This is a genomic window from Mycobacterium neumannii (assembly GCF_048452905.1).
Lineage (GTDB): Bacteria > Actinomycetota > Actinomycetes > Mycobacteriales > Mycobacteriaceae > Mycobacterium > Mycobacterium neumannii_B.
Window position 1 is genome coordinate 1,882,747 of sequence record NZ_JBCGVF010000003.1, and the last position, 24,124, is coordinate 1,906,870.

Below are 24,124 nucleotides of genomic sequence, written 5' to 3' on the forward strand. Positions count from 1 at the left end.
CGATGAAGCCCGCGCCGGCGTACCGGACCCTGCGCGACCAGTTGCGCGAACAGATCGCGGCCGGCCGCTACCGCGACGGCGCGCGGTTGCCGACGGAGTCGGAACTCGTTGCTGCTCACGGCTTGTCGAGACAGACTGTGCGCCGGGCGTTTCAGGATCTGGTCGCCGATGGTGTGGTGTACCGGGTGCCGGGCCGCGGCACGTACGCAAGCGGTTCGGGACGGCGGTACCTGCGCCAGTTCGGCTCGATCGAGGACCTGATGAGCCTGTCCGACGACACCACCATGGAGGTGCTCAACGGATTGCGACGCAGGGTCGACGTCGAAGCCGCCAGCAGGCTACGGCTCGACGACGACATCGTGTACACGCTGGTGTTCCGGCGACTGCACGGCACCGACCCCGGGGTGCCGTTCGTGCTGACCACGGTGCATCTGGCGCCGACGGTCGCGGCGGCGGTGGCGGACTCGCCGGAACTGGCCGACGGAGCGGTCGGCACGCAAACCGTCATCGGACTGCTCGAGCCGCATCTGTGCGCACCGATCGTCGAAGCCGCACAGTCGATCACCGTCGCACCCGCCGATGCCGAGGTGGCGGACGCCGTCCGGTGCGAGCCCAGTCATCCGATGTTGCGCGTCGACCGGTTGTACTCCGACGAGGAAGGCCGGCCCGTCGAGCTGTCGGTCAGCCATTTCCTGCCCGAGCAGTACACCTACCGGGTGACGTTGCGCCGCTCGGGTTGACCAGCGATCTCGTCGACGAGCCCCCACCGCAACGCCGTCGGCGGATCGATGGCTTGGCCCGACAACACCAAATACGCTGTGCGCCAACGTCCGATCCTGCGAGTGATGCTCACCGTTCCGCCTGCGCCCGGGAGCAGCCCGAGACTGAGCTCCGGCAACCCGAAAACGGCGTTCGGGCTCGACTCGATGTGGCCGCAGAACGCCGCCATCTCCAATCCGCTGCCGAGCACCTGACCGTGGACTCGCGCGCGGCAGCGCTTGCCGAGGCGGTGGGTCAGCTCGGCCAGCACCATCGCGGGACTGTAGCGGGTGCGGGCGAAGTGTGCGCTCGCGGGATCGACGAAGCTACCGAACTCGGCGAGATCCCCGCCGCTGCAGAATGACGGCCCGTTGCCGGACAGGACGACGTCGGTGACCGACGGGTCGACGCGCGCCACCTCGAGTGCTTCCAGCAGCGCGCCGCGGGCATCGGTGGAGAACGCGTTGTGCCGCCGCACCCGGTTGAACCGCACATAGACGGTGTCGTCGATTCGTTCGGCCACAACGGGATCGGGGATCTGGGCAAGCTGCGAGGGCCCGCGCTCGTCGAGCCAGCGCGCGAACTCCGGCCCCGCCTGCAGCGTGGAGTACGCCAGCGACTCGGTGATGACGCCGGCGAACGCGGGGGCGGCGGGGTCGACGGCGCGAAGGACGTCGTCGCAGACGCCCGCGGCGTGCGGCCACTGGGTGCACCGCTCCGTCACTTCGGCGAGGGCGTCGGCCACCGAGGTCACGGTGACGATCCGGCGGTCGTCGGACTGCTGCTCCGACAGCGTGAATGTGGCGTCGTCCGTTGGCGATTCGATCGCCACGACGATGCCCGATGGCAACTCGACGTGTGTCACGAGTACTTCTTAATCAGCTCCTGCTTGTACAGCTTGCCCGTGTCGGTGCGGGGCAACTGCGCCTCGAACGTGATCGACCGCGGGCACTTGTAGTGCGCCAACCGATCCCGGAGCCATTCGATGAGCTCGGCGGCGAATTCAGCGGTGGCGTCGGCGGGCTTGACGGTCTGCACCACGCCATGGACCCGCTGGCCCATCTCGTCGTCGGGGACGCCGAACACCGCGGCGTCCAACACCTTCGGGTGGGTGACCAACATGTTCTCGGCCTCCTGCGGGTAGATGTTCACCCCGCCGGAGATGATCATGTGGTGTCGGCGATCGGTCAGGTACAGGAAGCCCTCCTCGTCGACGTAACCGATGTCGCCGACCGTCGCCCAACCGCGGTCGTTGCGGGCCTTGGCAGTCTTCTCCGGATCGTTGAGGTACTCGAACGGGAGGCCACCCTCGAAGAAGATCTCGCCCGCCTCACCGGGAGGCAGTTCGTTGCCGTCCTCGTCGCAGATGTGCAGTGTGCCGGCCATGGGCTTGCCGACCGAACCCGGATGGGCCAGCCAATCCTCGGCGCTGATCAGCGTCGAACCGTGCGCCTCCGATGACGCGTAGTACTCGTCGATGATCGGGCCCCACCAGTCGATCATCTGCTTCTTGATCTCGACCGGGCACGGTGCGGCGGCATGGATCACCCGCTTGAGGCTGGAGACGTCATACGAATTGCGCACCGACTCGGGCACTTTGAGCATGCGGGTGAACATCACCGGCACGAACTGGCCGTGCGTGACGCCGTAGCGCTGGATAGCGTCCAGCGCGCTCTCGGGGTCGAACTTCTCCATCACCACGGTCGTGTAGCCAGCGGCCTGAACCGTCATCGACCACACCGACGGAGCCGTGTGATAGAGCGGCGCGGGGCTCAGATACACCGAGTCCGGCTCCATCCAGAACGAGACCATCATGGTCATCAGGCCAGGCGCCTCGGCCGGTGTGAGGTGCGGAAGCTCGCGTTTGATCCCCTTGGGCCGTCCCGTGGTGCCCGACGAGTACTGCAGCAGGTCCCCCTCGATCTCGTCGGGGATCGCCGTATCGGGGTGCTGGGCAACGCATTCGGGATAGCGCTGCCAGCCGTCGAGATCGCCGGATACACCTTCCGCCGACGTTCCTTCGGTGATGATCAGCAGTTCGGGCAGTCCGCGGGGAAGTTCGCTGCCGAGTCCCTCGAGGGTCTTGCGCAGCGCCGCGGATCCGACGATGGCCTTGGCGTTGCTGTTGTCGATGATGTAGGCGGCTTCGGCAGCCGTCAGATGGGTGTTGATCGGGACGTAATAGAGGCCGCTGCGGCGCGCCGCCCACATCACGACGTGAAAGTGCTCGTTGTTCTCCATCAGCATGGCCACGGTGTCGCCCTCGACGAGGCCTGCCTGCCGGAAGTGGTGGGCCAAGCGGTTGGCGCGCGCCTCGAGCTCGCCGAACGTCACCGTGGTGCCACTGGGATGCATGATGACGGCGGGTTTGTCGGGCGTCGCCTCGGCATGTTCGCGGATCTGCATGGGCTGACTCTACGATGTGCCGAGTTGACAGGTGTCAAGTGGTGCCGCTTTCCGGCGGAGACGCCTCCTGAAGGTCCCGCCCGACCGTCGCGAGTGCCTTGGGTCCGACGGTCCGTGAAGATGCCTACAGACACTTGAGCACGCTCACCCTGCGGTGAGCGTGCTCAAAGTGTCGCTATTGCGCGGCGTGTCGTGTGCAGACGCTCAGTGTCAGGGTGGTGATTGCCGCGTTGCGGTGGTTGGGTCTTCGTACCTGGGGTCTGGCTCTTGCAGACGCTGCCGCCTTTGGGTTGGCATCCGTGCGTTGTGCCGACTCCAGGTGGGAAGGACCGACCGGCGTGACTTGATAGGAGCGTGGCATCGCCTCCACTGAGATGTGTCCAGCCGGCCGGTCCAACCTTTGCCTTATCCACGTCTCGATGAAAGAAGGCACCGTCCATGGTGATCATTGGAACCGATGTGCACAAGCGCACCCACACCTTCGTCGCAGTCGAAGCCCTGCGCTGCCTCAAACGCCGCCTCTCACGCGTCGTATTCACCCGCCTACACACCGACGAACACACCCGACGAAACCCCCACCACAGCGATCACCGCGACGCGGCTTGACATAGGAGCAATGCCCGCTCGCGATAGAGGGGTTACTCGGTTACTCGGCCTCGAGGCGGTGCTTGAGCGCGTCGAACTCGTCCTTGATGCCGGTGGGCAGCTTCTCGCCGACGAACTCGAACCACTCCTCGATGAGCGGCAACTCCTGGCGCCACTCGTCGACGTTCACCTCCAGCGCGGCGTCCACATCGGCGGCGTCGACATCCAGACCCGACAGGTCGAGATCCTCGGCCGTGGGAACGATGCCGATCGGCGTGGTGCGGCCCCCGGCCTTCTGCTCGATGCGGTCGATGATCCACTTCATCACGCGGCTGTTCTCACCGAAGCCCGGCCACAGGAAGCGGCCGTCGTCGCCGCGGCGGAACCAGTTGACGAAGAAGATCTTCGGCATCTTCGACTCGTCGGACTGCTTGCCGATGTCGATCCAGTGCGCGAAGTAGTCGCCGACGTTGTAGCCCAGGAATGGCAGCATCGCCATCGGGTCGCGGCGGACGGTGCCGACCTTGCCCTCGGCGGCCGCGGTCTGCTCGGAGCCGAGCGTGGCGCCGATGAACACGCCGTGCTGCCAGTCGCGGGCCTGCGTCACCAGCGGCACCGTGGTCTTGCGACGGCCGCCGAACAGGATTGCCGAGATCGGCACACCCTGCGGGTCATCCCACTCCGGCGCCAGAGTCGGGCACTGCGAGATCGGGGTGCAGTAGCGCGAGTTCGGATGCGCGGCTTTGTCCGGCGACCCCGGTTCCCAATCGCGGCCCTTCCAGTCGATCAGGTGTTGCGGGTCGCCCTCGAGGCCTTCCCACCACACGTCGTTGTCGTCGGTCAGCGCGACGTTGGTGAACACGGTGTTGCCGGCCTCGATGGTCTTCATCGCGTTCGGGTTGGAGTCCCAGTTGGTGCCGGGCGCGACGCCGAAGAAGCCGAACTCCGGGTTGACCGCGTACAGGCGGCCGTCCTTGCCGAACCGCATCCAGGCGATGTCGTCTCCGACGGTCTCGGCCCGCCAACCCGGCAGCGTGGGCTGCAGCATCGCGAGGTTGGTCTTACCGCATGCCGACGGGAACGCCGCGGCGACGAAGTACGCCTTGTTCTCCGGCGAGATGAGCTTGAGGATCAGCATGTGCTCGGCGAGCCAGCCTTCGTCGTGGGCGATCGCCGAGGCGATCCGCAGCGCGTAGCACTTCTTGCCCAACAGCGCGTTGCCGCCGTAACCCGAACCGTAGCTCCAGATCTCGCGGGTCTCCGGGAAGTGGGTGATGTACTTCGTGTCGTTGCACGGCCACGGCACGTCCTTCTGCCCCGGCTCCAGCGGTGCGCCGATCGAATGCAGCGCCTTGACGAAGAAGCCGTCGTCGCCGATCTTGTCCAGGGCGGCCTTACCCATCCGGGTCATCGTGCGCATCGACACCACGACGTACTCGGAGTCGGTGATCTCGACGCCCAGCTTGGGGTCTTCGGCACCGAGCGGACCCATGCAGAACGGGATGACGTACATGGTGCGCCCACGCATGCAGCCGCGGTACAGATCGGTCATGATGCCGCGCATCTCGGCGGGGTCTTTCCAGTTGTTGGTAGGACCGGCGTCGATTTCGCGCTCAGTGCAGATGAAGGTCCGCGACTCTACGCGGGCCACGTCGGACGGGTCGGACAGTGCGAGGTACGAGTTCGGCTTCTTCTTGTCGTCGAGCTTCTTGAAGGTGCCCGCGGCCACCAACTGCTCGCACAGCCGGGCGTTCTCTTCGTCAGAACCGTCGGTGAAAACCACGCGGTCGGGCTGCGTCAGCTCGGCGACCTCCTGAACCCAAGCGAGCAGACCCTTGTGTTTCGTCGGTGCGGTGTCCAAACCCGGGATGGTCGCTGCGGTCATGAAAATCTCCTGTGTCTGTTGCTGCCAGGCCCCAAGGCTCCGTATGCGCCGCCCAGACAGGGACAGGCAGCGCTGCGGTCTCCCTATACCGAGGTTATCGCGGGTGGGAAGCCCGCGGTGAATCGGGAGTGTGTCCGATCACTCACAGGAACGATTCAGATGGCTGTTTCACAGGTGTTTTACCGATCGAACGCCCGGACTCAACGCCCGTCAACCCCGTTGAATCGGCATCCCCGGCCCATTAGGGGCCGTCCGCCGAACCCCTCGCTGGATCCGCACGCCCGTACAAATCCGCGCGTACCGCGTCGAGTGCCCGCTGCAGCGACGGCAGCCTGCGGTCACGCTCGGCGGCGGCCTGTGCGGTCTCGAGGGCGTGCTGGCGCAGTTCGGCGTCGATCGCGGCGATCCGTTCCGCAGCGGTGGCGGCCTCGCGTTCGTCCCGGGCAGCCAGCTCCGACGCCAGCCCGCTCTCGGCGGCAAGCACCCGCGTCGCGACACGTTCGTCGAGCGCGGCCTTGACCGTGCCGGTCACGTCGGTGAGCCAGCGGTCCAGCACGGCCCGGTCCTGCAGCACCCCGCGGATGCCGACCACCCACACGGTCAACACCAGCCCCACCAGACCACCGGCCACCAGACCGGCGACCGCCAGACCGGGGGCCAGGCCGGTGAACAGTCGGGTGACGGCCAGCGCCACCCCCAGACCGAAGCCGGCGCCGAGGATCATCGTCAGCTGGGTCTCCAGCCGTCGCGACTTCAATCGCGGCGCGGCGATTACGGGGAACGCCGGCGCGTCGGACACCTCCGGAGCCGTCAATCCGACTTGGGCCGCCACGTCGGCCAGCTGGGCGGTGACGCCCTGCTCGACCTCTCCGACCACCACGCCGAGGCGTTCACGCACCTGCGATTCGAAATCACCGAGTGCCCTGCGGCCCAGCGCGGACGCGTCCTCGGCGAGTTCGGCCCGCACCGAGGTGCAGCGGTTGCGCGCCAGGTACCCCAATTGGACACGGGCCTGCTGGATCTGGGTGCGCAGGGCGATGCTGCGTTCGGATTTTGCGATCCGCCGATTGCGCACGATCTCGTCACGAGCCTGGTGCAGCGCCGCGACGCGGGCGCGTCGATGGGCGCCGTCGCCGTCGGCGCGGTATTGGCTTACCACCGATGCGAGCCGAGTTTCCCACGCCCGCAAGCGGTTCCGTCGCACCAACTCTGGGTCGGCCAGCCGCTGCCGGAGCAGGCCCACGAGTTCGTCAACGCGGGGCTCCCCCAGATCGGGTGCGGCGGCCGCGCCCACCCACGGCACGGGGGCGTAGCGCGGCGACCGGCCGGCCAGCATCGCTCGATCGACGGCCAGCACCTCACGCCAGTTGCGATGCGTGTCGATCTTCGACACCACACCGACCACCAGATCGGTATGGCGCGACACCAAATCGACCAGTTCACAGTCCGATTCGGTCAGTGGTGACACCGCCGACACCACGAACACCACGGCGGCGGGCGCTTCGGCCTGACCGAGATCGTCCGCCTCGACGAAGGTGTGCTCGGGCATCCGCTCCCGAAGCGCCGCGGCGACGCTGGTGCTGCCCGCCAACCACGGGCCCGTCACCAGCACGACGTCGCGGGCGCGCACCGCAGGCGGGGCGAGCCCGGGCTCGACGACCGCGACCACCGCATCGGCCGACGCGAGTTGATCGGTGCTCGTCACGTCCGCCGTCACCGCGACCGCCCGAGCAGGCGAAGCGAACCGCGGCTGATGTCGGCGGCACAAGCCCGGTGCAACGCGTTGACGGGACCGTTGCCGTACCGCCGCCACTGCGTGGCGCGGCGCAGATGAGCGTCCGCATCGTCGCCCCGGTCGACTCGCGCGCCTGCGGCTTCTACGACATCCACCGCCGCCGTCATCACCGCGAGCGCCGCGTCGTCGGTCACCAACAGGTCAGTCAACCGTGGATCGCCCGATTGCGTTGCCAGCGCACGTAACTGGACCACCGCGGTACGCAACTTCCGGTATCGCAGCGGTGCGCCCGCCGCATCGATGTGCTCGACGACCCGGTCGAGCTGGCTGAGCCTGCGCAGGTGGTTCGGCAGCGAATCGACGCTCGCGCCCCGGTCCAGCGCGAGCACCGCGTGGGCGATGCCGAACCGGTCCAACGCGCCGAGCAGCCTCTCGCGCACCGCCCGCGGCAACGGATGGGGCGCCTCCACGAACGCGTCGGTCGACGACACGTCGGCCGGCTCGGCGAGCAAAGTCCGCAGCGCATCGAGCAGCTCGCCGGTCAGGTTCACGTCGGCGAGGAGCGCGACCATCGGCACCGTCGGCAACCCGGTCAGGGCCCGACACCGCGCGGCCCGGTGATACGCGTGCGCCATCGGCCCTGCCCCGCCGAACCCTGTCAGGTCGGCCTTGTTCAGGACGACGACGGCGGGCCTGCCGGACTCGTCGATAAGCGCCCGGTCCTCGGGTTTGAGGGCTTCGGCGATCACCAGCGCGTCGACGTCGGCGGCACCGTCGGATGAAACCGCGACCCCCGCGGCCGTCAACGCCGCGGCCACCGTTGCGCGGCCGACGCCCTCGCGACCCCGCACTTCGACCCGCGTCGGCGCGCAGAGGCGCCTGACGATCGCCGTCAGCCGCGGATCGCGGCGCTCTTCACAGATTTGCAGCAGCGCGTCGACGAAAATCTGGTGACCTTCCCCTTGTCGTGGGCGCGGGCGATCCTCACCCCGGGCCCGCCCTCGACGATCGTGACATCTCGCACAGCGTCGTGGGAGCGACCGTGCCTGTTCCTGGGGATAGCCGCCGATACCAGCCGAAGGCAACTGTTGGGTATCAATCTGTACCACGATGCGGGTACTCCACCGTCGATGAGCGACCATGGACAAATGCATCTGCCCGGGCCCGACGTCGCCGAGGGGTCGACTTCGGGACCCGAGGCTTCCCGTCCACCGGCCGGCCAGCAGCACCGCTATCCCCGCGTGACCAGCTTCCGCACGCGGCGCACGACTCTGTCTGCCGCGCAGCAGGCCACGTGGAATCGGCTGTGGCCCGAGATCGGCATGCAGGCGCGCGACGGCGACGTCCCGGCTCCGTTGGTGGACACCGATGCGTGGTTCGGGCGGTCGGCGCCCGTGGTGGTGGAGATCGGCTGCGGGGCCGGAACCTCGACGCTGGCGATGGCCAAGGCCGAGCCTGATCTCGACGTCGTCGCGGTCGAGGTCTACCGCCGGGGACTTGCCCAGCTGCTGTCCGGCATCGAACGCGAAGGGGTGTCCAACATCCGTCTCGTGCGCGGCGACGGCGTCGACGTGCTGCAACACATGTTCGGACCCGGGTCACTGACCGGTGTTCGGGTGTTCTTCCCCGACCCGTGGCCCAAGGCGCGCCACCACAAGCGTCGGCTGCTGCAGCCGGCCACCGTCGCGTTGATCGCCGACCGGCTGCGCCCCGGCGGCGTCCTCCACGCGGCGACGGACCACGCGGGATACGCCGAACAGATCGCCGAGGTCGGCGACGCGGAGCCGCGGCTGCGCCGGGTGAACCCGTCCGACGCGCTTCCGATCTCCGTCGAACGACCGGTCACCAAGTACGAAGGCAAGGCGCAGCACGCCGGCAGCGCAGTCGCCGAACTGCTGTGGGAGAGAGCGTGATGTGGGGGTACCGCCCGCTTGCGGGGAACGCTTACGGGGAGGGCAGACGATCATGAGCCTCACCGAGGACATCGGTCACATCGAGGATGTGGCGCCCCCCGAGACGCCGACCCCGGCCGAAGCGACGGCCCGCGTACTACTGGTCTGGGACGCGCCAAACCTCGACATGGGGCTCGGCTCGATCCTGGGCGGCAGGCCGACGGCCGCGCACCGGCCACGATTCGACGCGCTGGGCCGCTGGCTGCTGACGCGCACCGCCGAGCTGTCCGCCGGGCGCCCCGAGGTCTCGCTGGAGCCGGAGGCCACAGTTTTCACCAACATCGCACCCGGCAGCGCCGACGTCGTCCGGCCGTGGGTGGAGGCGCTGCGCAACGTGGGGTTCGCGGTCTTCGCCAAGCCGAAGATCGACGAGGACAGCGACGTCGACAGCGACATGCTGGACCACATCGCGCTGCGCCGCGGCGAGGGTCTGGCCGGGCTGCTGCTGGCTTCGGCCGACGGGCAGGCCTTCAAACAACCGCTGGAAGAAATCGCCCGTGACGGCATCCCCGTCCAGGTGCTCGGATTTCGCGAACATGCGAGCTGGGCGCTAGCGTCGGATACCTTGGAGTTCGTCGACCTGGAGGACATCCCTGGTGTTTTCCGGGAGCCGCTACCGCGAATCGGCCTCGATTCGCTGCCCGAGCAGGGGGCATGGTTGCAGCCGTTCCGGCCGCTGTCCTCGCTATTGACCTCGCGGGTCAACAACTGAACCGCTCAGGGGTCGCCATCGACTTCGAGAGAATCGAGTAAGGAGCTTACGTGTTCGCCTGGTGGGGTCGAACGGTGTACCGATATCGATACATCGTCATCGGCGTCATGGTCGCGCTCTGCCTCGGTGGCGGCATCTTCGGGATCAGTCTCGGCAATCACGTCACCCAGAGCGGCTTCTACGACGAAGGCAGCCAGTCGGTCCACGCCTCGGTGGTGGCCGACGAGGCCTTCGGTCGCGACCGGACCAGCCACGTGGTGGCGATCCTCACCCCGCCCGACGGGCAGAAGGTCGACAACCCGCAGTGGCAGCGTGACGTCGTCGGAGAGCTCGACACCTTCGTCAAGGACCATCCCGATCAGGTGGTGAGCTGGGTTGGCTGGCTGCGGGCGCCTGACGCAGCGAACGCGACGGTCCAGCAGATGAAGACCAGCGATCTGTCGAAAACGTTCGTGAGCATCCCCCTCCAGGGCAACACCGACGACGAGATCCTGAAGAACTACCAGGCCGTCGAATCGGACCTGCAGCAGCTCAACGACGGCCGCATCGAGTTGGCCGGCCTGAACCCGCTGGCCAGTGAACTGACCGGCAGCATCGGCGAGGACCAGCGACGCGCCGAGGTCGCGGCCATCCCGCTGGTCTGTGTGGTGCTGTTCTTCGTCTTCGGTGGCGTCGTCGCCGCGGCCCTCCCCGGCCTCATCGGCGGTCTGACGATCGCCGGCGCGCTGGGCATCATGCGCCTGCTCGCGGAGTTCATGCCGGTGCACTTCTTCGCCCAGCCCGTGGTGACGCTGATGGGCCTCGGCATCGCGGTGGACTACGGCCTCTTCATGGTGAGCCGGTTCCGTGAGGAGATCGCCGAGGGTTACGACACCGAGGCAGCGGTCCGCCGCACCGTGATGACCTCGGGCCGCACGATCATGTTCTCGGCGGTCATCCTGGTGGCATCGTCAGTGCCGCTGCTGCTGTTCCCGCAGGGCTTCCTGAAATCGATCACCTACGCGATCATCGCCTCGGTCATGCTGGCCGCGATCCTGTCGGTGACGGTGCTGGCCGCCGCGCTGGCCCTGCTCGGGCCCAACGTCGATGCGCTCGGTGTGCGCACGCTGCTGCGGTTCACCAAGCCTTATCCGGCGCCGTCGCCCGCGGAGACCACCGACCGCACCAACCCGCTGGCGATCGCTTCCATCCCGCTCGGCGTGCTCGTACCGTTCGCAGCGATCCCCTTCGGGCACATCGCCAGAGCGCAGATCCGACGGACCCACGACAAGGGTGCCAACTACGCCCTGATCGGCCTGGTGCTCGGCTATGTCGGTTCGTTCGCCTGGATCTTCGTCGGCCTGTTCTCCGCGAAGGAAACCCTCGGCACAGGAATCTTCTGGCTGTTGACGGCCATCGCCGTGTTCGTGGCGGGCACCATCGGAGTGCTGTCGGCGGCGAGTATGAGCCCGCTGGTCCGCAAGCCGACGGTGTGGTGGCTGAACTGGCTGGCGGAGAAGACCCAGAAGACCAAGACACGCGCCGAGGTCGAGAAGGGTTTCTGGGGCAAGCTGGTCAACCGGGTGATGAAGCGGCCGATCGCGTTCGCCGCACCCATCGTCATCGTGATGATCGTCATGATCATCCCGCTGGGTCAGCTCTCGCTCGGCGGCATCAGCGAGAAGTATCTGCCGCCGGACAACGCCGTGCGCCAGGCGCAGGAGGCGTTCGACAAGTCGTTCCCCGGTTTCCGCACCGAACCCCTGACGCTGGTGATCGAGAACGAGAACGGCGAACCGGTCACCGATCAGCAGGTCGCCGAGATCCGCAGCAAGGCGTTGACGATCCCCGGGTTCATCCAACCCGAGGACGACCCGACCAAGATGTGGCAGCCGCGCCCGTATCAGGAAGGCGGTTCGCAAGACCCCTCAATTCGGGTGATCCAGAACGGGCTCGTGAACCGTAACGACGCGGCGAAGAAGGTCGAGGAACTACGCGCCATCGTGCCCCCGCGCGGGTTGTCGATCTCCGTCGGTGGAACCCCGGCGTTGGAACAGGACAGCATTCACAGCCTGTTCGACAAGCTCCCGCTGATGGTGACCATCCTCATCGTCACGACGACGATCCTGATGTTCCTGGCGTTCGGGTCGGTGGTGTTGCCGATCAAGGCCGCGGTGATGAGCGCGCTCACGTTGGGCTCGACGATGGGCGTGCTGACGTGGATGTTCGTCGTGGGGCATGGCTCCGGGCTGATGAACTACACACCGCAGCCGCTGATGGCGCCGATGATCGGGTTGATCATCGCGGTCATCTGGGGGCTGTCGACCGACTACGAGGTGTTCCTGGTGTCGCGCATGGTCGAGGCCCGGGAGCGCGGTCTGTCCACTGCTGAAGCCATCCGCGTCGGTACCGCGACCACCGGCCGGTTGATCACCGGTGCGGCGTTGGTCCTCGCGGTGGTCGCGGGCGCGTTCGTGTTCTCCGACCTCGTGATGATGAAGTACCTGGCGTTCGGGTTGCTGATCGCGCTGCTGCTCGACGCCACCATCGTCCGAATGTTCCTGGTGCCCGCAGTGATGAAGCTTCTCGGCGACGACTGCTGGTGGGCGCCGCGGTGGATGAAACGCCTCCAGGAGCGCCTGGGTCTCGGTGAGACCGAGTTGCCCGACGAACGCAAACGTCCCGCGGTGCGCGAGACCGTCGAGGACCCCGAGGCCCTGGTCGGTGCGGGCGCACCCGTGCCGCCTCGGCCGCGCCCGCCGCACGATCCGACGCATCCCGCCGTCTCGGGCTCGCGTCCCGGCGCGACCCGCGCCGCGCCGCAGCGGGTCCCGTCGGCCACCGGCACGACGCGCATCCCCAGCACGACCACGCCACCCGCGGCACCGGCCGACGAACCGCAGACCACACGGTTGTCGATCGCGAAGAACGCCGTGCGCAACGCGGTGAGCAACGCCGCCGCGACGGCGCGACAGGCCGCCCGGCCACCGGCCCCGCCCACCCCGCCCGCACCCGCTCCGGCGGCCCCGCGTCCAGGTGGGGGCCGCCCGCCACGGGAGGAACGCGAGATCGAGTCGTGGCTGGGCGAACTGCGCGGCACCGGCACACCGCCCACGCCGCCGGCGCCCGCCCCGCAACGGCCGTCGGCCGAACCCACAAGGGCGATGCCGACCCCGTCGGGAGGCAGGGAACAACGCCCGCGCGTGGCCCCTCCCACACCCGGCAACGAGCCGACCACGGCGATCCCGACACCGCGATCACAGCCGAACGAGCCCGCGCGCGACCCCGAGCCGGCGCAGGACCCCGACGCGACGACTGCCATCCCCACCCCGGGCAAGCAGGGCGACGACGCCGAGGCGGCGACCGAGAAGCTCAATACCCGCGAGGATGACGAGCGTCAGCGCCGCGGCGGCGGCGTCAGCGCACAGGACCTGCTGCGGCGCGAAGGCCGGCTGTAGGGCGCTGCGTCGCGAAAGTTCAGTCGACGTCGTCGCTTTCGGCCTTGACCAACGGACCTTCGTCGGCTTCGAGGGCTTCCGTCTCGGCGTCGGGATCCCGCGCCGTCAGCACCCGCACGGCGCTGTTGAGGAACGCCAACACCGGCACCGCCAGCAGCGCGCCCACGATTCCGGCCAGCACACCGCCGCCCGCGATCACCAACACGATCGCGAGCGGATGGATGGACACGGCGCGGCCCATCACCAGCGGCTGCAGTACGTGGCCTTCCAGCTGCTGGACCGCGATGACCAAGCCGAGCGTGATCAGCGCGTAGATGAAACCCTTGGCGATCAACGCGACGACCACCGCGAGCGCACCGGCGATCACGGCGCCGACCAGCGGGATGAACGCGCCGAGGAACACCAGCGAGGCCAGCGGCAACGCCAGCGGCACACCCATGATCGCCAGGCCGGTGCCGATGCCGACGGCGTCGACGAGCGCGACCAGGAAGGTGGCCCGCACGTATCCGATCAACGAATGGAAGCCGGCCTTGCCCGCCTCGCGCACCCGGTCACGGACGTGGATCGGGAAGATCAGGGTGATGAACGCGAAGATGTTGCGGCCACCCTGCAGCAGGAAGATCAGCGTGAACAACACCAGCACGGCGCCGGTCACGATCTCGGTGACCGTGCCCGCCGTCGACAGCGCTCCCGTCGTCACCCTTTCCTGGTTGTTCTGTAGGGCCTCGATCGCGGCGTTACCCGCGTTGTCGATCTGATCCCGGCTCAGATGTAGTGGGCCGTCGATCAACCAGTTGCGCATACCGTCGATGCTGCGGCTGACCTGCTGGGTCAACTCCGGGGCGCCCTCTATGAACTGGGTGACGACGAACGACATGATCCCGCCGACCACGGCGAACCCGCTGAGCAACATCAGCGCCACCGCCCCGGCCCGCGGCGCCCCACGCCGGTCGAGGAAGTCCACGGCCGGCATCAGCAGGGCCGCGAGGATGGTCGCCAACGCGACCGGTACGACGATGATCTCCAGTCGCTTGAACACCCACAGCAGGGCGACGACGGCGGCGAGGATGACCAGCAGCCGCCACGACCAGGCTGCCCCTTTGCGAACGAGAGGTGAGACGGACTCGTCATCAACAGATGGGGCCCCAGGCATCCCGATAGCGTAACGGCCCGCCACTTGCAGCGATGGATCTGAAGGAAACCGCAGCACCACGCCTTACCCTTACTCCGTGGCACACGACGCGCCTGCGAGTGCAGCTCCCAGCCATGGGCGCACCCTCCGCGGCAAGTATTGGTGGCTGCGGTGGGCCGTCCTCGCCGTGGCGGCTGTCGTGCTCACCGTCGAACTCGGACTGGTGTGGGATCAGCTGGCCAAGGCGTGGCACAGCCTCTACACCGCGCAGTGGTGGTGGGTGCTGGCGGCGGTGGGCACCGCCCTGGCGTCGATGCACTTCTTCGGCGACATCCAGCGCAAGCTGTTGCGGTCCGCGGGAGTGCCTGTGCGGCAATGGCGTTCGCAGGCCGCGTTTTATGCGGGCAACTCGCTGAGCACGACGCTTCCCGGCGGACCGGTGCTGTCGGCGACGTTCATCTACCGCCAGCAGCGGATGTGGGGGGCAACCCCGGTCATCGCCTCCTGGCAGCTGGTGATGTCGGGCGCACTGCAGGTGATCAGCCTGGCGCTGTTGGGGTTGGGCAGCGCGTTCTTCCTCGGCGCCAAGCACAACCCATTCTCGCTGATCTTCACGCTGGCCGGGTTCATCATGCTGATCGTGCTGGCGCAGGCTGTGGCCTCCCGGCCCGATCTGCTCGACGGCATCGGAGTGCGGGTGTTGTCGTGGGTGAACTACGTGCGCGCCAAACCCGCCCACAACGGGCTGACCAAATGGCGCGAGACGCTGGCTCAGCTCGAGTCGGTGAAGCTGAGCAGGCGCCAACTCGGCGTCGCGTCCACCTGGTCGATGTTCACCCTGGTCACCGGCGTGGGCACGCTGCTGTTCGCTTGTTACGCGGCCGGCGGGCGCCCGTCGCTGCTCGGGGTGATCGTGGCCTACGTCGCCGCCCGCGCGGTCGGTTCGATCCCCCTCATGCCCGGCGGTTTGCTGGTGGTGGAGGCGGTGCTGGTGCCTGGTCTGGTCTCGAGCGGAATGACACTGGCTTCGGCGATCTCGGCGATGCTGATCTACCGGCTGATCAGCTGGATCTTCATCGCCGCGATCGGATGGGTGGTGTTCTTCTTCATGTTCCGCACCGACACCGACGTCGACCCCGACGCATGCGGCCGGCAGTAGCGGTTATCGGCGTTGTGGCGCTGATCGCCGCTTGTTCGCAGGGCAGCGACCCTCCCGCCGCGACATCGCCTGCCGAATCGTCGCCCGAGACCACGACGGCATCGGCGGCGCAGGGACCGCTGCGAGGTCCCGCCCCGTCGGTGGCCACCCCGATCGTCGGCGACGCCATCAGCCAGCCCGTGCCGGTGCGCGCCACCGACGGCAAGAAGCATCTGGTGTACGAGGCCAGCCTGACCAACACGCTGCCGCACCCGGTCACCCTGAAGTCGATCACCGTGCTGGACCGCGACGTCACCCTGCTCGACCTCGACGACGACGATTTGGCGCGGTGGACCCGGATCATCGGAACACCAAGCCCTACAACGACCATAGGTCCCGCACAGACAGCGGTCGTCTGGTTCGACGTCGCGCTCGACGAGGGTGTGCAGACGCCGACCCGGTTGACACACGCCGTCGCGCTGTCGAATCCCGACCCGCAGGATCCGCTGTTCCCCGCCGACCAGACCGTCGACATCGCCCCGGTCGAAGTTCAACCCCGCGAACCCGTCGTCCTCCGACCGCCGTTGAGGGGGGCCGGTTGGGTCGACGCAGGCGGATGCTGCGGCACCAGCGCCCATCGCACGGCGCTCAACCCGATCAACGGCCGCCTATGGGCCGCAGAACGATTCGCGATCGACTACGTCCAGCTCGACCCCGACGGACGCCTGGTTGCCGGCGACCCGTCGAAGCCCGAGAGTTTCGCCTTCTTCGGCGCCGACATCCACGCAGTTCGCGACGGACGAGTGGTCTCGGTGCTCGACGGCCTGCCCGAGCAGGTGCCCGGCCGCAACCCGACCGGTTTACCGCTCAACCAGTACGCAGGCAACCACGTCGTACAAGACCTCGGCGACGGGAACTACGCGTTGTACGCGCATATCAAGACCGGGACCGTCGCCGTCAAACCCGGTGACCGACTGACGGCGGGACAGGTGATCGGAAAGGTCGGCAACACCGGCAATTCCACGGCGCCACACCTGCACTTCCACGTCATGAGCTCACCGGACCCGTTGGGCTCCAACGGATTGCCGTTCGTGTTCGACGACTTCCGGCTCGACGCGAGGCTCGTCGACGACGATGATGCCAATGGCACCCTCTTCGAAGGTGCATCCGCGCAGCTCCAGCCTCAAGTCGCCTCTCGTGATGAAAATACCGCCATGCCATTGGAACTGGACGTGATGACCTATGCCGATCGATAGCTCCGAACAGACCCGGACCGCCCTGACGGCGCTGGCCACCGACGTCGCCTGCCTGATCGTGTTCGCCGCGATCGGACGGCGCAGCCACGACGAGGGCCTGAATCTCGTCGGGATCGCCGAGACCGCGTGGCCGTTCGTCTCGGGCGCCCTCGCCGGCTGGGTGCTGTCGCTGGGGTGGCGGCGGCCGTATTCGCTGATCCCGACGGGCCTGGCGGTATGGGTGTGCACCATCGTGGTCAGCATGCTGCTGCGCAAGCTGACGTCTGCCGGTGTGGCGCCGAGTTTCATTGTGGTGGCCTCGATCTCGACCGCCGTGCTGTTACTCGGCTGGCGCGCGGCCATTCACGTCATGATTCGCCGCTGAGACCGCCGGGTCGCGCAGACCCCGGGCCCCGGGCCGCGGGAGAAGCGGCCGAGGACGGCCCGGGTGTCAGGCGAACGTGTGACTAGCTGTCGGCGAGGCCGTCGCCGTTGGTGTCGCCGCAGCGGTTCTTGATGTCGACCAGCGGCTGACGAATCCCCGTCAGGTCGGCCTTGATCTGCGGATTGGCGTTCAGGTATTCCTGCACCTTGCCCCGGACCTCTTCGCGCGGCAGGCCCTCGAGACTGGTGAAGAACCAGTTGACGTCCGGATGGGTGAACAGATATGCCGACGTCGACGCCGAGACGCCGGAGGCCACACCGGCGAGATCGGCCGCGGTGCAGTTGGGCGGCTCCGCGGCAGCGAGCGGCGTCGCACCGAGGAACATCGCACCGGCGATCGCGCCGGTGCCGACCGCGCCAGCAACCGCACGACGCGCAGAACGGGCCGAGAGAAACATGGGTGAGCTCCTTCATCGGAAGTGGGGTGGCCGTAACCATGGTGGTTAGCGACGTCTACCAACAGGGACCAACGAAGAAAAGCTAAGCAGAATGTCCGCAGACTTTCTTGCCTTGCGGTCAACGAGTCGCCGAAAACTCGAAATCCGCAGCTGAAAGTGCCCGCGATGGGTGGCTATGCGCAGTTTCGGGTCAGGGCAGGCCGGCGATGGCCGACGACGGTGCATGCGAGTTGCCCTGCGACACGGGTGACGCCCCGTGCGGTTGGGCCGTGGCTCCCGGCGCGGTCAGCGGCGGGGTCTTCGCTGTCGGCGCCTGCGCTGGCAAACCCGCCGGAAGACCTGCGCCCTGCTGCTGCGCGGCCTGCATCAGGCCCATCACCTGGGGCAGCGTGAGCGGAAGTTTGCACTTGCCCGACAGGCTGGCCAGCGGCTGCTGCAGCTGCTGCAAGTCCTCGGCGACCTCGGGATTGGCATCGAAGTACGCCTTCAGCGCACCCAGCGACTGCGGCCCGGCCTGCTGTTTGGAGATCGTCGTCAACGCCTGATTCGTCTGCGGGTGCGCGTCGAGGTAGTCACCGGTCGAAGTGGCGACGTCGCCGATCGTCCTGGCGACCTCACTGGCCGCGCACGGGTCCTTGGCGGCGGTCGCCGACGGAGCAGACGACAGGGACGGCAACACCAGCGCGGCCGACACGGCCCCGCCCGCGACAGAGGCAGCGACAACGCCGACGACGCGACGACGCATCAGGCCGGTGGTCGTTTTCATGACAACTCCTAACGATTCGCAGACGATCTCGAACGGTCCGCAAATGCTCTCGCGATGGACGGCAATCAGTCCCCGACGCCGAAAACGGCCGAGCCACATCCTGCCACCGGTCGCCTCACCCCCGCCAATCCTGCGGGGCAACGGCCTCGATGCGCGCGGGTGGACGGGGCTGTCGGTAACGCCGTTCGGCTTGGTCGCGAGAACGAGTTGGGACATCGTGAGGCGTTGCTGGCGGATCGCTCAGGCACTATGAGAGCAGACCGAAGGGACCGGCACCTTACCGCAGGTTGTTGTACGCTTCGGCTACGAAACGCCGGGGAGAAAGCGGGGGATCCAATCCAGCAATTCATGTTGCGCTTGAGTAGCAAACTGCGCAGATATCGCTGGGCGGTTTTCGCCGTGTGGGTGCTCCTGCTCGTCCCGTCGATCTGGCTGGCGCTCAACCAGTCGAGCCACCTCACCGGTGGCGGCTTTGAGGTCGAAGGGTCCCAGTCGCTGCGCGTACAGCGCGAACTCGAAGAGCACTTCCCCGACCAGGGCGCCTCGCCGCTGGCGCTGGTCGCCGCACCGCGCGCCGATGCCTCCTATGAGGACATGAACAACGCCGTCGCACACCTCGAACGCCTGGCCGCCGAGGTGCCCAGCGTGAAGATCGCTCCGAACCCGCAACAGCCCCCGCCGCAGCCCGATCGGCCCTACGTCATCACGCTGCAGCTGGGCTTCGACAACACCGGCGCGGTCGACGTCGCCAAACAATTGCGTCAGAAGGTCGGGATCGACGGCGAGGACCCCGGCGAGATTGAGAACGGCAGGGTCAAGCTGTACGTCATCGGCCAGGGCGCTCTGGGCGCGGCCGCGACGCAGGCCACCAAACACGACATCGCCCAGGCGGAGCGGTGGAACTTGCCGATCGTCCTGATCATCCTGCTCGCGGTGTTCGGGTCACTCGCAGCGGCGGCCGTGCCGCTGGTGTTCGGCGTCTGCACCGTCGTGGTGACGATGGGGCTCGTCTACCTGCTGTCGATGGCGACGACGATGTCGGTGTTCGTGACGTCGACGGTGTCGATGTTCGGCATCGCCGTGGCGATCGACTACTCACTGTTCATCCTCATGCGCTTCCGCGAGGAGCTGCGCGCCGGGCGGGAGCCGGATCAGGCCGCAGATGCCGCGATGGCCACGTCGGGTCTGGCGGTGGTCCTGTCCGGTGCCACGGTGATCGCGTCGGTGACGGGCATCTACCTCATCCAGACGCCCGTCCTTGTCTCGATGGCCACCGGCGCCATCCTCGCGGTCGCGGTGGCGGTGCTCACCTCCACGACGCTGACGCCGGCCGTGCTCGCGACATTTGGCCGGTCGGCGGCGCGACGCTCCTCGTACCTGCATTGGTCGAGACGCCCCGAAGCCACCCAGTCACGGTTCTGGACACGGTGGACCGGTTGGGTGATGCGCAGGCCGTGGATGTCGGCGATGGCCGCCGCCGCGCTGCTGATCGCGCTAGCCGCGCCCGCGTTCTCGATGATGCTCGGCAACAGCATGCAACGTCAGTTCGAGCCGACCCACGAGATCCGCGGCGGCGTCAACGCCGCGGCGGAGGCGCTCGGCCCAGGAGCGCTCGGCCCGGTCCGGGTGCTGGTGGCCTTCCCCGACGGGAACGCCGCATCGGCGCCCGCCAAGGAACCGCTGCTCGACGCGATTCGCCAGCGCATGGCGCAGGGCCCGAACGTGGTGTCGGTCAGCCCGCCGTCGTTCGGTGAGGACTACCGGCACGCGCTGCTGTCGGCGGTGCTGTCGGTCGACCCCGAGGACATGGGCGCGCGCGAGACGGTCGACTGGATGCGCGCGGAGTTGCCCTCGACGCCCGGCACCGAGAACGTGCAGATCGACGTCGGCGGTCCGACCGCGCTCATCAAGGACTTCGACGACCGGGTCTCTGCCACGCAGCCCCTTGTGTTCCTCTTCGTGGCGTTGATCGCGTTCCTGATGCTGCTCGTCGCGATCCGCTCGGTGGTGCTGGCGCTCAAGGGCGTCCTGATGACCGTGCTGTCGGTGGCCGCCGCCTACGGCAGCCTGGTGGCGGTGTTCCAGTGGGGCTGGCTCGAAGACCTGGGCTTCAACCGGATCTCGTCGCTGGACAGCACGATCCCACCGCTGGTCCTGGCGATGACGTTCGGCCTGTCCATGGACTACGAGATTTTCCTGCTCACCCGTATCCGGGAGCGCTTCCTGCTGACCCGCAACACGCGCGACGCGGTGGCCTACGGCGTGAGCACCAGCGCTCGGACCATCACCAGCGCCGCGCTCATCATGATCGCGGTGTTCATCGGGTTCGCGTTCGCGGGCATGCCGCTGGTCGCTCAGCTGGGGGTGGCCTGCGCGGTGGCGATCGCGGTGGACGCAACGGTCGTTCGGCTGGTCCTGGTACCGGCTCTGATGGCCATGTTCGACGAGTGGAACTGGTGGCTGCCGCACTGGCTGGCCCGCATCCTGCCGTCGGTGGATTTCGAGAAGCCACTGCCCAAGGTGGACACCCCCGATCTGATCATCATCCCCGACGACCTCTCGTCGCTGGGACCGACGGGCTCCGAGCTACGCACGGTCGTCAAGTCGGCGGCGAAGTTGAAAACCCTTGTACCGCAATCTGTCACGGTCGCCGACCCGTTGGCGTTCAGCGGCTGCAGCCCGGACGCGCCGACCACGAAGATGCGCAGCGTCGGACGGCTCAACGCCGGGCACCGCGGCGGTGGCGGTACCGCGTTGGCCACCGCCCCGCCCCCGGTCCATCCGGTCACGATGTGGCGCGGCCGGTTGGCGGTCGCCCTGGACGCGCTGGAGACCGCGTCGGAATGCGAGCACGCCACGATGGAGCGGCGCAGCCCGATGGAAACCACCAACGTCCAACTGCCGACCGGCGACCGGCTGCAGATCCCAACGGGCGCGGAGACGCTGCGGTTGAAGGGCTACCTCATCATGTGCCGCAACACCACGCGCGACTACGCGGAATTCGCCGATCTGGTCGAGTGCATGGACACGCGCACGGCGGCGGAAGTGTTGAGCACAATGGACCGGTACTACTCTGGTTCACAGTCAAGAAAGCAGTGGGTGGCGACTCAGCTGGTGCGCCGACTGGCCGACCCTGCGCCTTCGGACGAGCACGACACCCGGATGTCCGGTCCGGAGGCGGAGGCCGAGTGGGCAAGAGTTCGAGAGCGTTGCCTTTCGGTGGCGGTCGCGATGCTGGAGGAGGCGAGGTGACGGTGACTCCCGACATTCGGGATACCCGCCGCCGAGAGGCTGTCTCCGCGGAGCAGAGCCCGAGGCCGCCCGCGACGCAGGCCGCCGACGAGCGCCCGGTCGAGTTCTGGCCGACCGCGGCCATCCGCGCGGCCCTGGAGACCGATGACCTCGCCGTCTGGCAACGCATCGTCGCGGCGATCAAGCGGGATCCGTTCGGCCGTACCGCGCGTCAGGTCGAGGAGGTCCTCGAGACCGCGCGGCCGTACGGCGTGTCCAAGGCGCTGGCCGAGGTGCTCACCCGCACCCGCGAACATCTGGAGGCCAACGAGCGCGCGGAAGTGGCCCATCACATCCAGGCACTGTTGGAGCACTCCGGGCTGGGGCACCAGGAGTTCGCATCGCGGATCGGCGTGCCCCCCGATGAGTTCGCGTTGTTCCTCCGCGGACAGACGAGTCCGTCCGCGGCGCTGATGGTGCGGATGAAGCGGCTCTCCGAGCGATTCGCCCGGATGCGTTCGAGCCGGCCCAACGGTTGACGGGCGCCGCTGGGTATACGCCGGGCATGGACCTCGAACAGATTCTGCGGGAGACCCGCACGGTGGCGATCGTCGGCGCGTCGCCGAACCCCGACCGCGCCAGCCACGATATCTGGACCTACCTCAAGGCGGCCGCCGACTACGACCTGTATCTGGTCAATCCGACGGTCAGCGACATCGAGGGCACCCCGGTCTACCCGTCGCTGGCCGATCTGCCGGTCGTCCCCGACCTCGTCGACGTGTTCCGCAGGCGTGAGCACCTGCCTGCGGTGCTGCACGACACCGTCGCCGTCGGAGCCAAGGTGCTCTGGCTGCAACTCGGCCTGTGGGACGAGCAGGTTGCCCGTGACGGCGAGGCGGCCGGATTACAGGTCGTGATGGACCGCTGCATCAAGGTCGACCACGCCCGGCTGCTCCGCTAGCCGATTCACCGCGCGTGGATCGGCGACACGTTGTCGACCAACCACCGACCGTCGCTCTTGGACAACGTGACCCGCAGCGCCAGCACCGCGGTGTCCGGCGGCTTCCCCGGCGAACTCTGCGTGGCGTGCAGGATCACCGCGACGCTCGCAGCGTTCGGGCCGATCGCCTCGACGCCCGCCGAAACGGTGCTCGCCTGGGCCGACACATTGCGGTTCGCCAAATCCTTTGCCACCGTTGCGAACTCGTTCTTGAACGCATCAGCGCGTTCCGGAGACATCATCGCCGCCGCCCGGTCGATCGACGCCGTCGGACTCTGCGGGGTGAACGTCGCCGACGCTTCGGCCACACTGCTGGCGATGCCGACGACCTCGGTACTGTCGTTGCGCAGCGCGCGGTCGGGCACCGTCCACTGCAGATAGCCGACGAGCACCGCTGCCACCACCGCCGCCGTCGCGACCGCGACCACTCCCAACCGCATGCCAGGGCCGTCGTCGTCGGTGCCGACCGTCACCGCATCGCGGCGCGCCAGCACCACGTTGACCACCACGCCTTGGACGATCAGCAAGCACAGCACCGAACAGGCCGACACCCACCACAGCGGCCACGCCAGCGCGATGCCGATGTACACCAGCGCCGCGATCGCAGCGATCGGAGGCGCGACGTCGAACGCGGCGACCCGCAAGACGTTCCTCATCGGATCGGCTCCAACCGCGAGATCATCAGCTTGCCGTCCACATCGGACACGTCGAGGCGCAGATTCCAGCGCACCGTCCTGGGCTCCTCCCCGCCCACGTTCTCGCTCACCGATGTCGCCACCACCAGGACGGTGTCGGTGCGCGACGCGAACTCCGAGATCTCGGGTTGGGGTCGGCGCGGCGGTGCCCCGTCCGGGCCGGGCGGCGGGTGATAGATCGACTCGACAGCGACCGAGTCGATCTGCCCGCTGGTGCGCGATTGCAGGGTTTGCACGAGCCTGCGGTACGGCTCGACGGCCGCGTCGAAGTCCGCGTTCAGCTGGCCGACGGTGCCTTCGTGCAGCCGGATCATGTCGGCCTGCACGGTGTCCTTGTTCATGTTGATCAGCACGTTGGTCCAGTCGGCCGCGGTCTGCATCACGCGCGCGCGGTAACGCAACTCGTCGGTGTGGTCGTGGTGCTGGGTCCAGATCAAGGCGCCCAGCGCCACCGCCACCACCGCGATCAGCCCCAGTAGCGCCGATGCGATGCCGTACTTGGTGAAGACGGAACCGTCCTCGACGACTGCGGTGGGCTCGTCCTCGGGCATGCGCGTGAGGGTACCGGTCTGCGGGCCGAACACCCGTGAGCGGTCAATGTCACACCCGCCGGG

At 67.8% G+C, this 24,124-nt stretch carries 21 protein-coding genes; 11 read left to right on the forward strand and 10 right to left on the reverse strand.

What is annotated here, in order from left to right:
* The first annotated feature begins 2 nt into the window (after positions 1 to 2).
* A complete protein-coding gene (locus AAHH99_RS15530) occupies positions 3 to 740 on the forward strand; it encodes a GntR family transcriptional regulator (RefSeq protein WP_418769386.1) in 738 nt (245 codons plus the stop codon).
* Here the strand turns inward: AAHH99_RS15530 and AAHH99_RS15535 are convergent.
* On the reverse strand, positions 710 to 1,624 hold the full coding sequence (locus AAHH99_RS15535) for an enoyl-CoA hydratase/isomerase family protein (protein WP_418769387.1): 915 nt from the start codon (positions 1,622 to 1,624) through the stop codon (positions 710 to 712). The genes AAHH99_RS15530 and AAHH99_RS15535 overlap by 31 nt on opposite strands.
* A complete protein-coding gene (gene fadD4 / locus AAHH99_RS15540) occupies positions 1,621 to 3,165 on the reverse strand; it encodes a fatty-acid--CoA ligase FadD4 (protein WP_418769388.1) in 1,545 nt (514 codons plus the stop codon). Before fadD4 ends, AAHH99_RS15535 begins: the two co-directional genes overlap by 4 nt.
* Positions 3,166 to 3,603: 438 nt before the next feature.
* Between fadD4 and AAHH99_RS15545 the strand changes: the two genes are divergently transcribed.
* Positions 3,604 to 3,771 (forward strand): hypothetical protein, encoded by a 168-nt coding sequence (locus AAHH99_RS15545; protein ID WP_418769389.1) that lies wholly within the window; start codon positions 3,604 to 3,606, stop codon positions 3,769 to 3,771.
* A gap of 40 nt (positions 3,772 to 3,811) precedes the next feature.
* Here AAHH99_RS15545 and AAHH99_RS15550 read toward each other — a convergent pair whose 3' ends face one another.
* The 3 genes from AAHH99_RS15550 to AAHH99_RS15560 all read right to left on the reverse strand — a co-directional run bounded on the left by AAHH99_RS15550 (position 3,812) and on the right by AAHH99_RS15560 (position 8,221).
* Positions 3,812 to 5,635 carry a phosphoenolpyruvate carboxykinase (GTP) gene (locus tag AAHH99_RS15550; RefSeq protein ID WP_418769390.1) on the reverse strand — a complete coding sequence of 608 codons (1,824 nt, stop codon included), beginning with the start codon at positions 5,633 to 5,635 and terminating at the stop codon, positions 3,812 to 3,814.
* Between the two features lie 241 nt (positions 5,636 to 5,876).
* Entirely contained in the window at positions 5,877 to 7,340 is a 1,464-nt protein-coding gene (locus AAHH99_RS15555) for a hypothetical protein (protein WP_418769391.1), read from the reverse strand.
* Positions 7,341 to 7,348: 8 nt separating this feature from the next.
* Positions 7,349 to 8,221 carry a hypothetical protein gene (locus tag AAHH99_RS15560; protein ID WP_418769392.1) on the reverse strand — a complete coding sequence of 291 codons (873 nt, stop codon included), beginning with the start codon at positions 8,219 to 8,221 and terminating at the stop codon, positions 7,349 to 7,351.
* Positions 8,222 to 8,500: 279 nt separating this feature from the next.
* On the opposite strand from AAHH99_RS15560, the gene trmB reads away from it, so the two are divergent.
* From trmB to AAHH99_RS15575, 3 genes are read left to right on the forward strand one after another with little or no spacing between them, the layout of a single operon-like run.
* Positions 8,501 to 9,283, forward strand: a complete 783-nt coding sequence (trmB, locus tag AAHH99_RS15565) for a tRNA (guanosine(46)-N7)-methyltransferase TrmB (RefSeq protein ID WP_418769653.1) — start codon at positions 8,501 to 8,503, stop codon at positions 9,281 to 9,283.
* 52 nt (positions 9,284 to 9,335) lie between these two features.
* On the forward strand, positions 9,336 to 10,034 hold the full coding sequence (locus AAHH99_RS15570) for an NYN domain-containing protein (RefSeq protein WP_418769393.1): 699 nt from the start codon (positions 9,336 to 9,338) through the stop codon (positions 10,032 to 10,034).
* Positions 10,035 to 10,084: 50 nt separating this feature from the next.
* Entirely contained in the window at positions 10,085 to 13,471 is a 3,387-nt protein-coding gene (locus AAHH99_RS15575) for an MMPL family transporter (protein ID WP_418769394.1), read from the forward strand.
* Between the two features lie 19 nt (positions 13,472 to 13,490).
* On the opposite strand, the gene AAHH99_RS15580 is transcribed toward AAHH99_RS15575, so the two are convergent.
* Positions 13,491 to 14,624 carry an AI-2E family transporter gene (locus AAHH99_RS15580; protein WP_418769395.1) on the reverse strand — a complete coding sequence of 378 codons (1,134 nt, stop codon included), beginning with the start codon at positions 14,622 to 14,624 and terminating at the stop codon, positions 13,491 to 13,493.
* 76 nt (positions 14,625 to 14,700) lie between these two features.
* Here AAHH99_RS15580 and AAHH99_RS15585 point away from each other — a divergent pair, with 76 nt between their 5' ends.
* The 3 genes from AAHH99_RS15585 to AAHH99_RS15595 are packed head-to-tail and all read left to right on the forward strand — an operon-like array spanning position 14,701 to position 17,361.
* On the forward strand, positions 14,701 to 15,762 hold the full coding sequence (locus AAHH99_RS15585) for a lysylphosphatidylglycerol synthase transmembrane domain-containing protein (RefSeq protein ID WP_418769396.1): 1,062 nt from the start codon (positions 14,701 to 14,703) through the stop codon (positions 15,760 to 15,762).
* Entirely contained in the window at positions 15,747 to 16,997 is a 1,251-nt protein-coding gene (locus AAHH99_RS15590) for a M23 family metallopeptidase (RefSeq protein WP_418769397.1), read from the forward strand. The genes AAHH99_RS15585 and AAHH99_RS15590 overlap by 16 nt, the downstream gene beginning before the upstream one ends.
* Positions 16,984 to 17,361: a DUF3054 domain-containing protein gene (locus tag AAHH99_RS15595; RefSeq protein ID WP_418769398.1), complete on the forward strand. Its 378-nt coding sequence runs from the start codon at positions 16,984 to 16,986 to the stop codon at positions 17,359 to 17,361. Before AAHH99_RS15590 ends, AAHH99_RS15595 begins: the two co-directional genes overlap by 14 nt.
* An 82-nt stretch (positions 17,362 to 17,443) precedes the next feature.
* Here the strand turns inward: AAHH99_RS15595 and AAHH99_RS15600 are convergent, their stop codons facing one another.
* On the reverse strand, positions 17,444 to 17,818 hold the full coding sequence (locus AAHH99_RS15600; RefSeq protein WP_066848178.1) for a heme-binding protein: 375 nt from the start codon (positions 17,816 to 17,818) through the stop codon (positions 17,444 to 17,446).
* 190 nt (positions 17,819 to 18,008) lie between these two features.
* Entirely contained in the window at positions 18,009 to 18,584 is a 576-nt protein-coding gene (locus tag AAHH99_RS15605; protein WP_418769399.1) for a hemophore, read from the reverse strand.
* Positions 18,585 to 18,932: 348 nt separating this feature from the next.
* On the opposite strand from AAHH99_RS15605, the gene AAHH99_RS15610 reads away from it, so the two are divergent.
* From AAHH99_RS15610 to AAHH99_RS15620, 3 genes are read left to right on the forward strand one after another with little or no spacing between them, the layout of a single operon-like run.
* Positions 18,933 to 21,836: an MMPL family transporter gene (locus tag AAHH99_RS15610; protein ID WP_418769400.1), complete on the forward strand. Its 2,904-nt coding sequence runs from the start codon at positions 18,933 to 18,935 to the stop codon at positions 21,834 to 21,836.
* On the forward strand, positions 21,833 to 22,354 hold the full coding sequence (locus AAHH99_RS15615) for an XRE family transcriptional regulator (protein WP_418769401.1): 522 nt from the start codon (positions 21,833 to 21,835) through the stop codon (positions 22,352 to 22,354). Before AAHH99_RS15610 ends, AAHH99_RS15615 begins: the two co-directional genes overlap by 4 nt.
* Before the next feature lie 26 nt (positions 22,355 to 22,380).
* The gene (locus AAHH99_RS15620) at positions 22,381 to 22,776 is read left to right on the forward strand and encodes a CoA-binding protein (protein ID WP_418769402.1); all 396 of its coding nucleotides are present in this window, start codon (positions 22,381 to 22,383) and stop codon (positions 22,774 to 22,776) included.
* A 5-nt stretch (positions 22,777 to 22,781) separates the two neighbouring features.
* Here the strand turns inward: AAHH99_RS15620 and AAHH99_RS15625 are convergent, their stop codons facing one another.
* Together AAHH99_RS15625 and AAHH99_RS15630 are read right to left on the reverse strand one after the other, a co-directional pair.
* Positions 22,782 to 23,471 carry a hypothetical protein gene (locus AAHH99_RS15625; RefSeq protein WP_418769404.1) on the reverse strand — a complete coding sequence of 230 codons (690 nt, stop codon included), beginning with the start codon at positions 23,469 to 23,471 and terminating at the stop codon, positions 22,782 to 22,784.
* On the reverse strand, positions 23,468 to 24,061 hold the full coding sequence (locus AAHH99_RS15630) for a hypothetical protein (protein ID WP_418769405.1): 594 nt from the start codon (positions 24,059 to 24,061) through the stop codon (positions 23,468 to 23,470). Before AAHH99_RS15630 ends, AAHH99_RS15625 begins: the two co-directional genes overlap by 4 nt.
* Between the last annotated feature and the right edge of the window lie 63 nt (positions 24,062 to 24,124).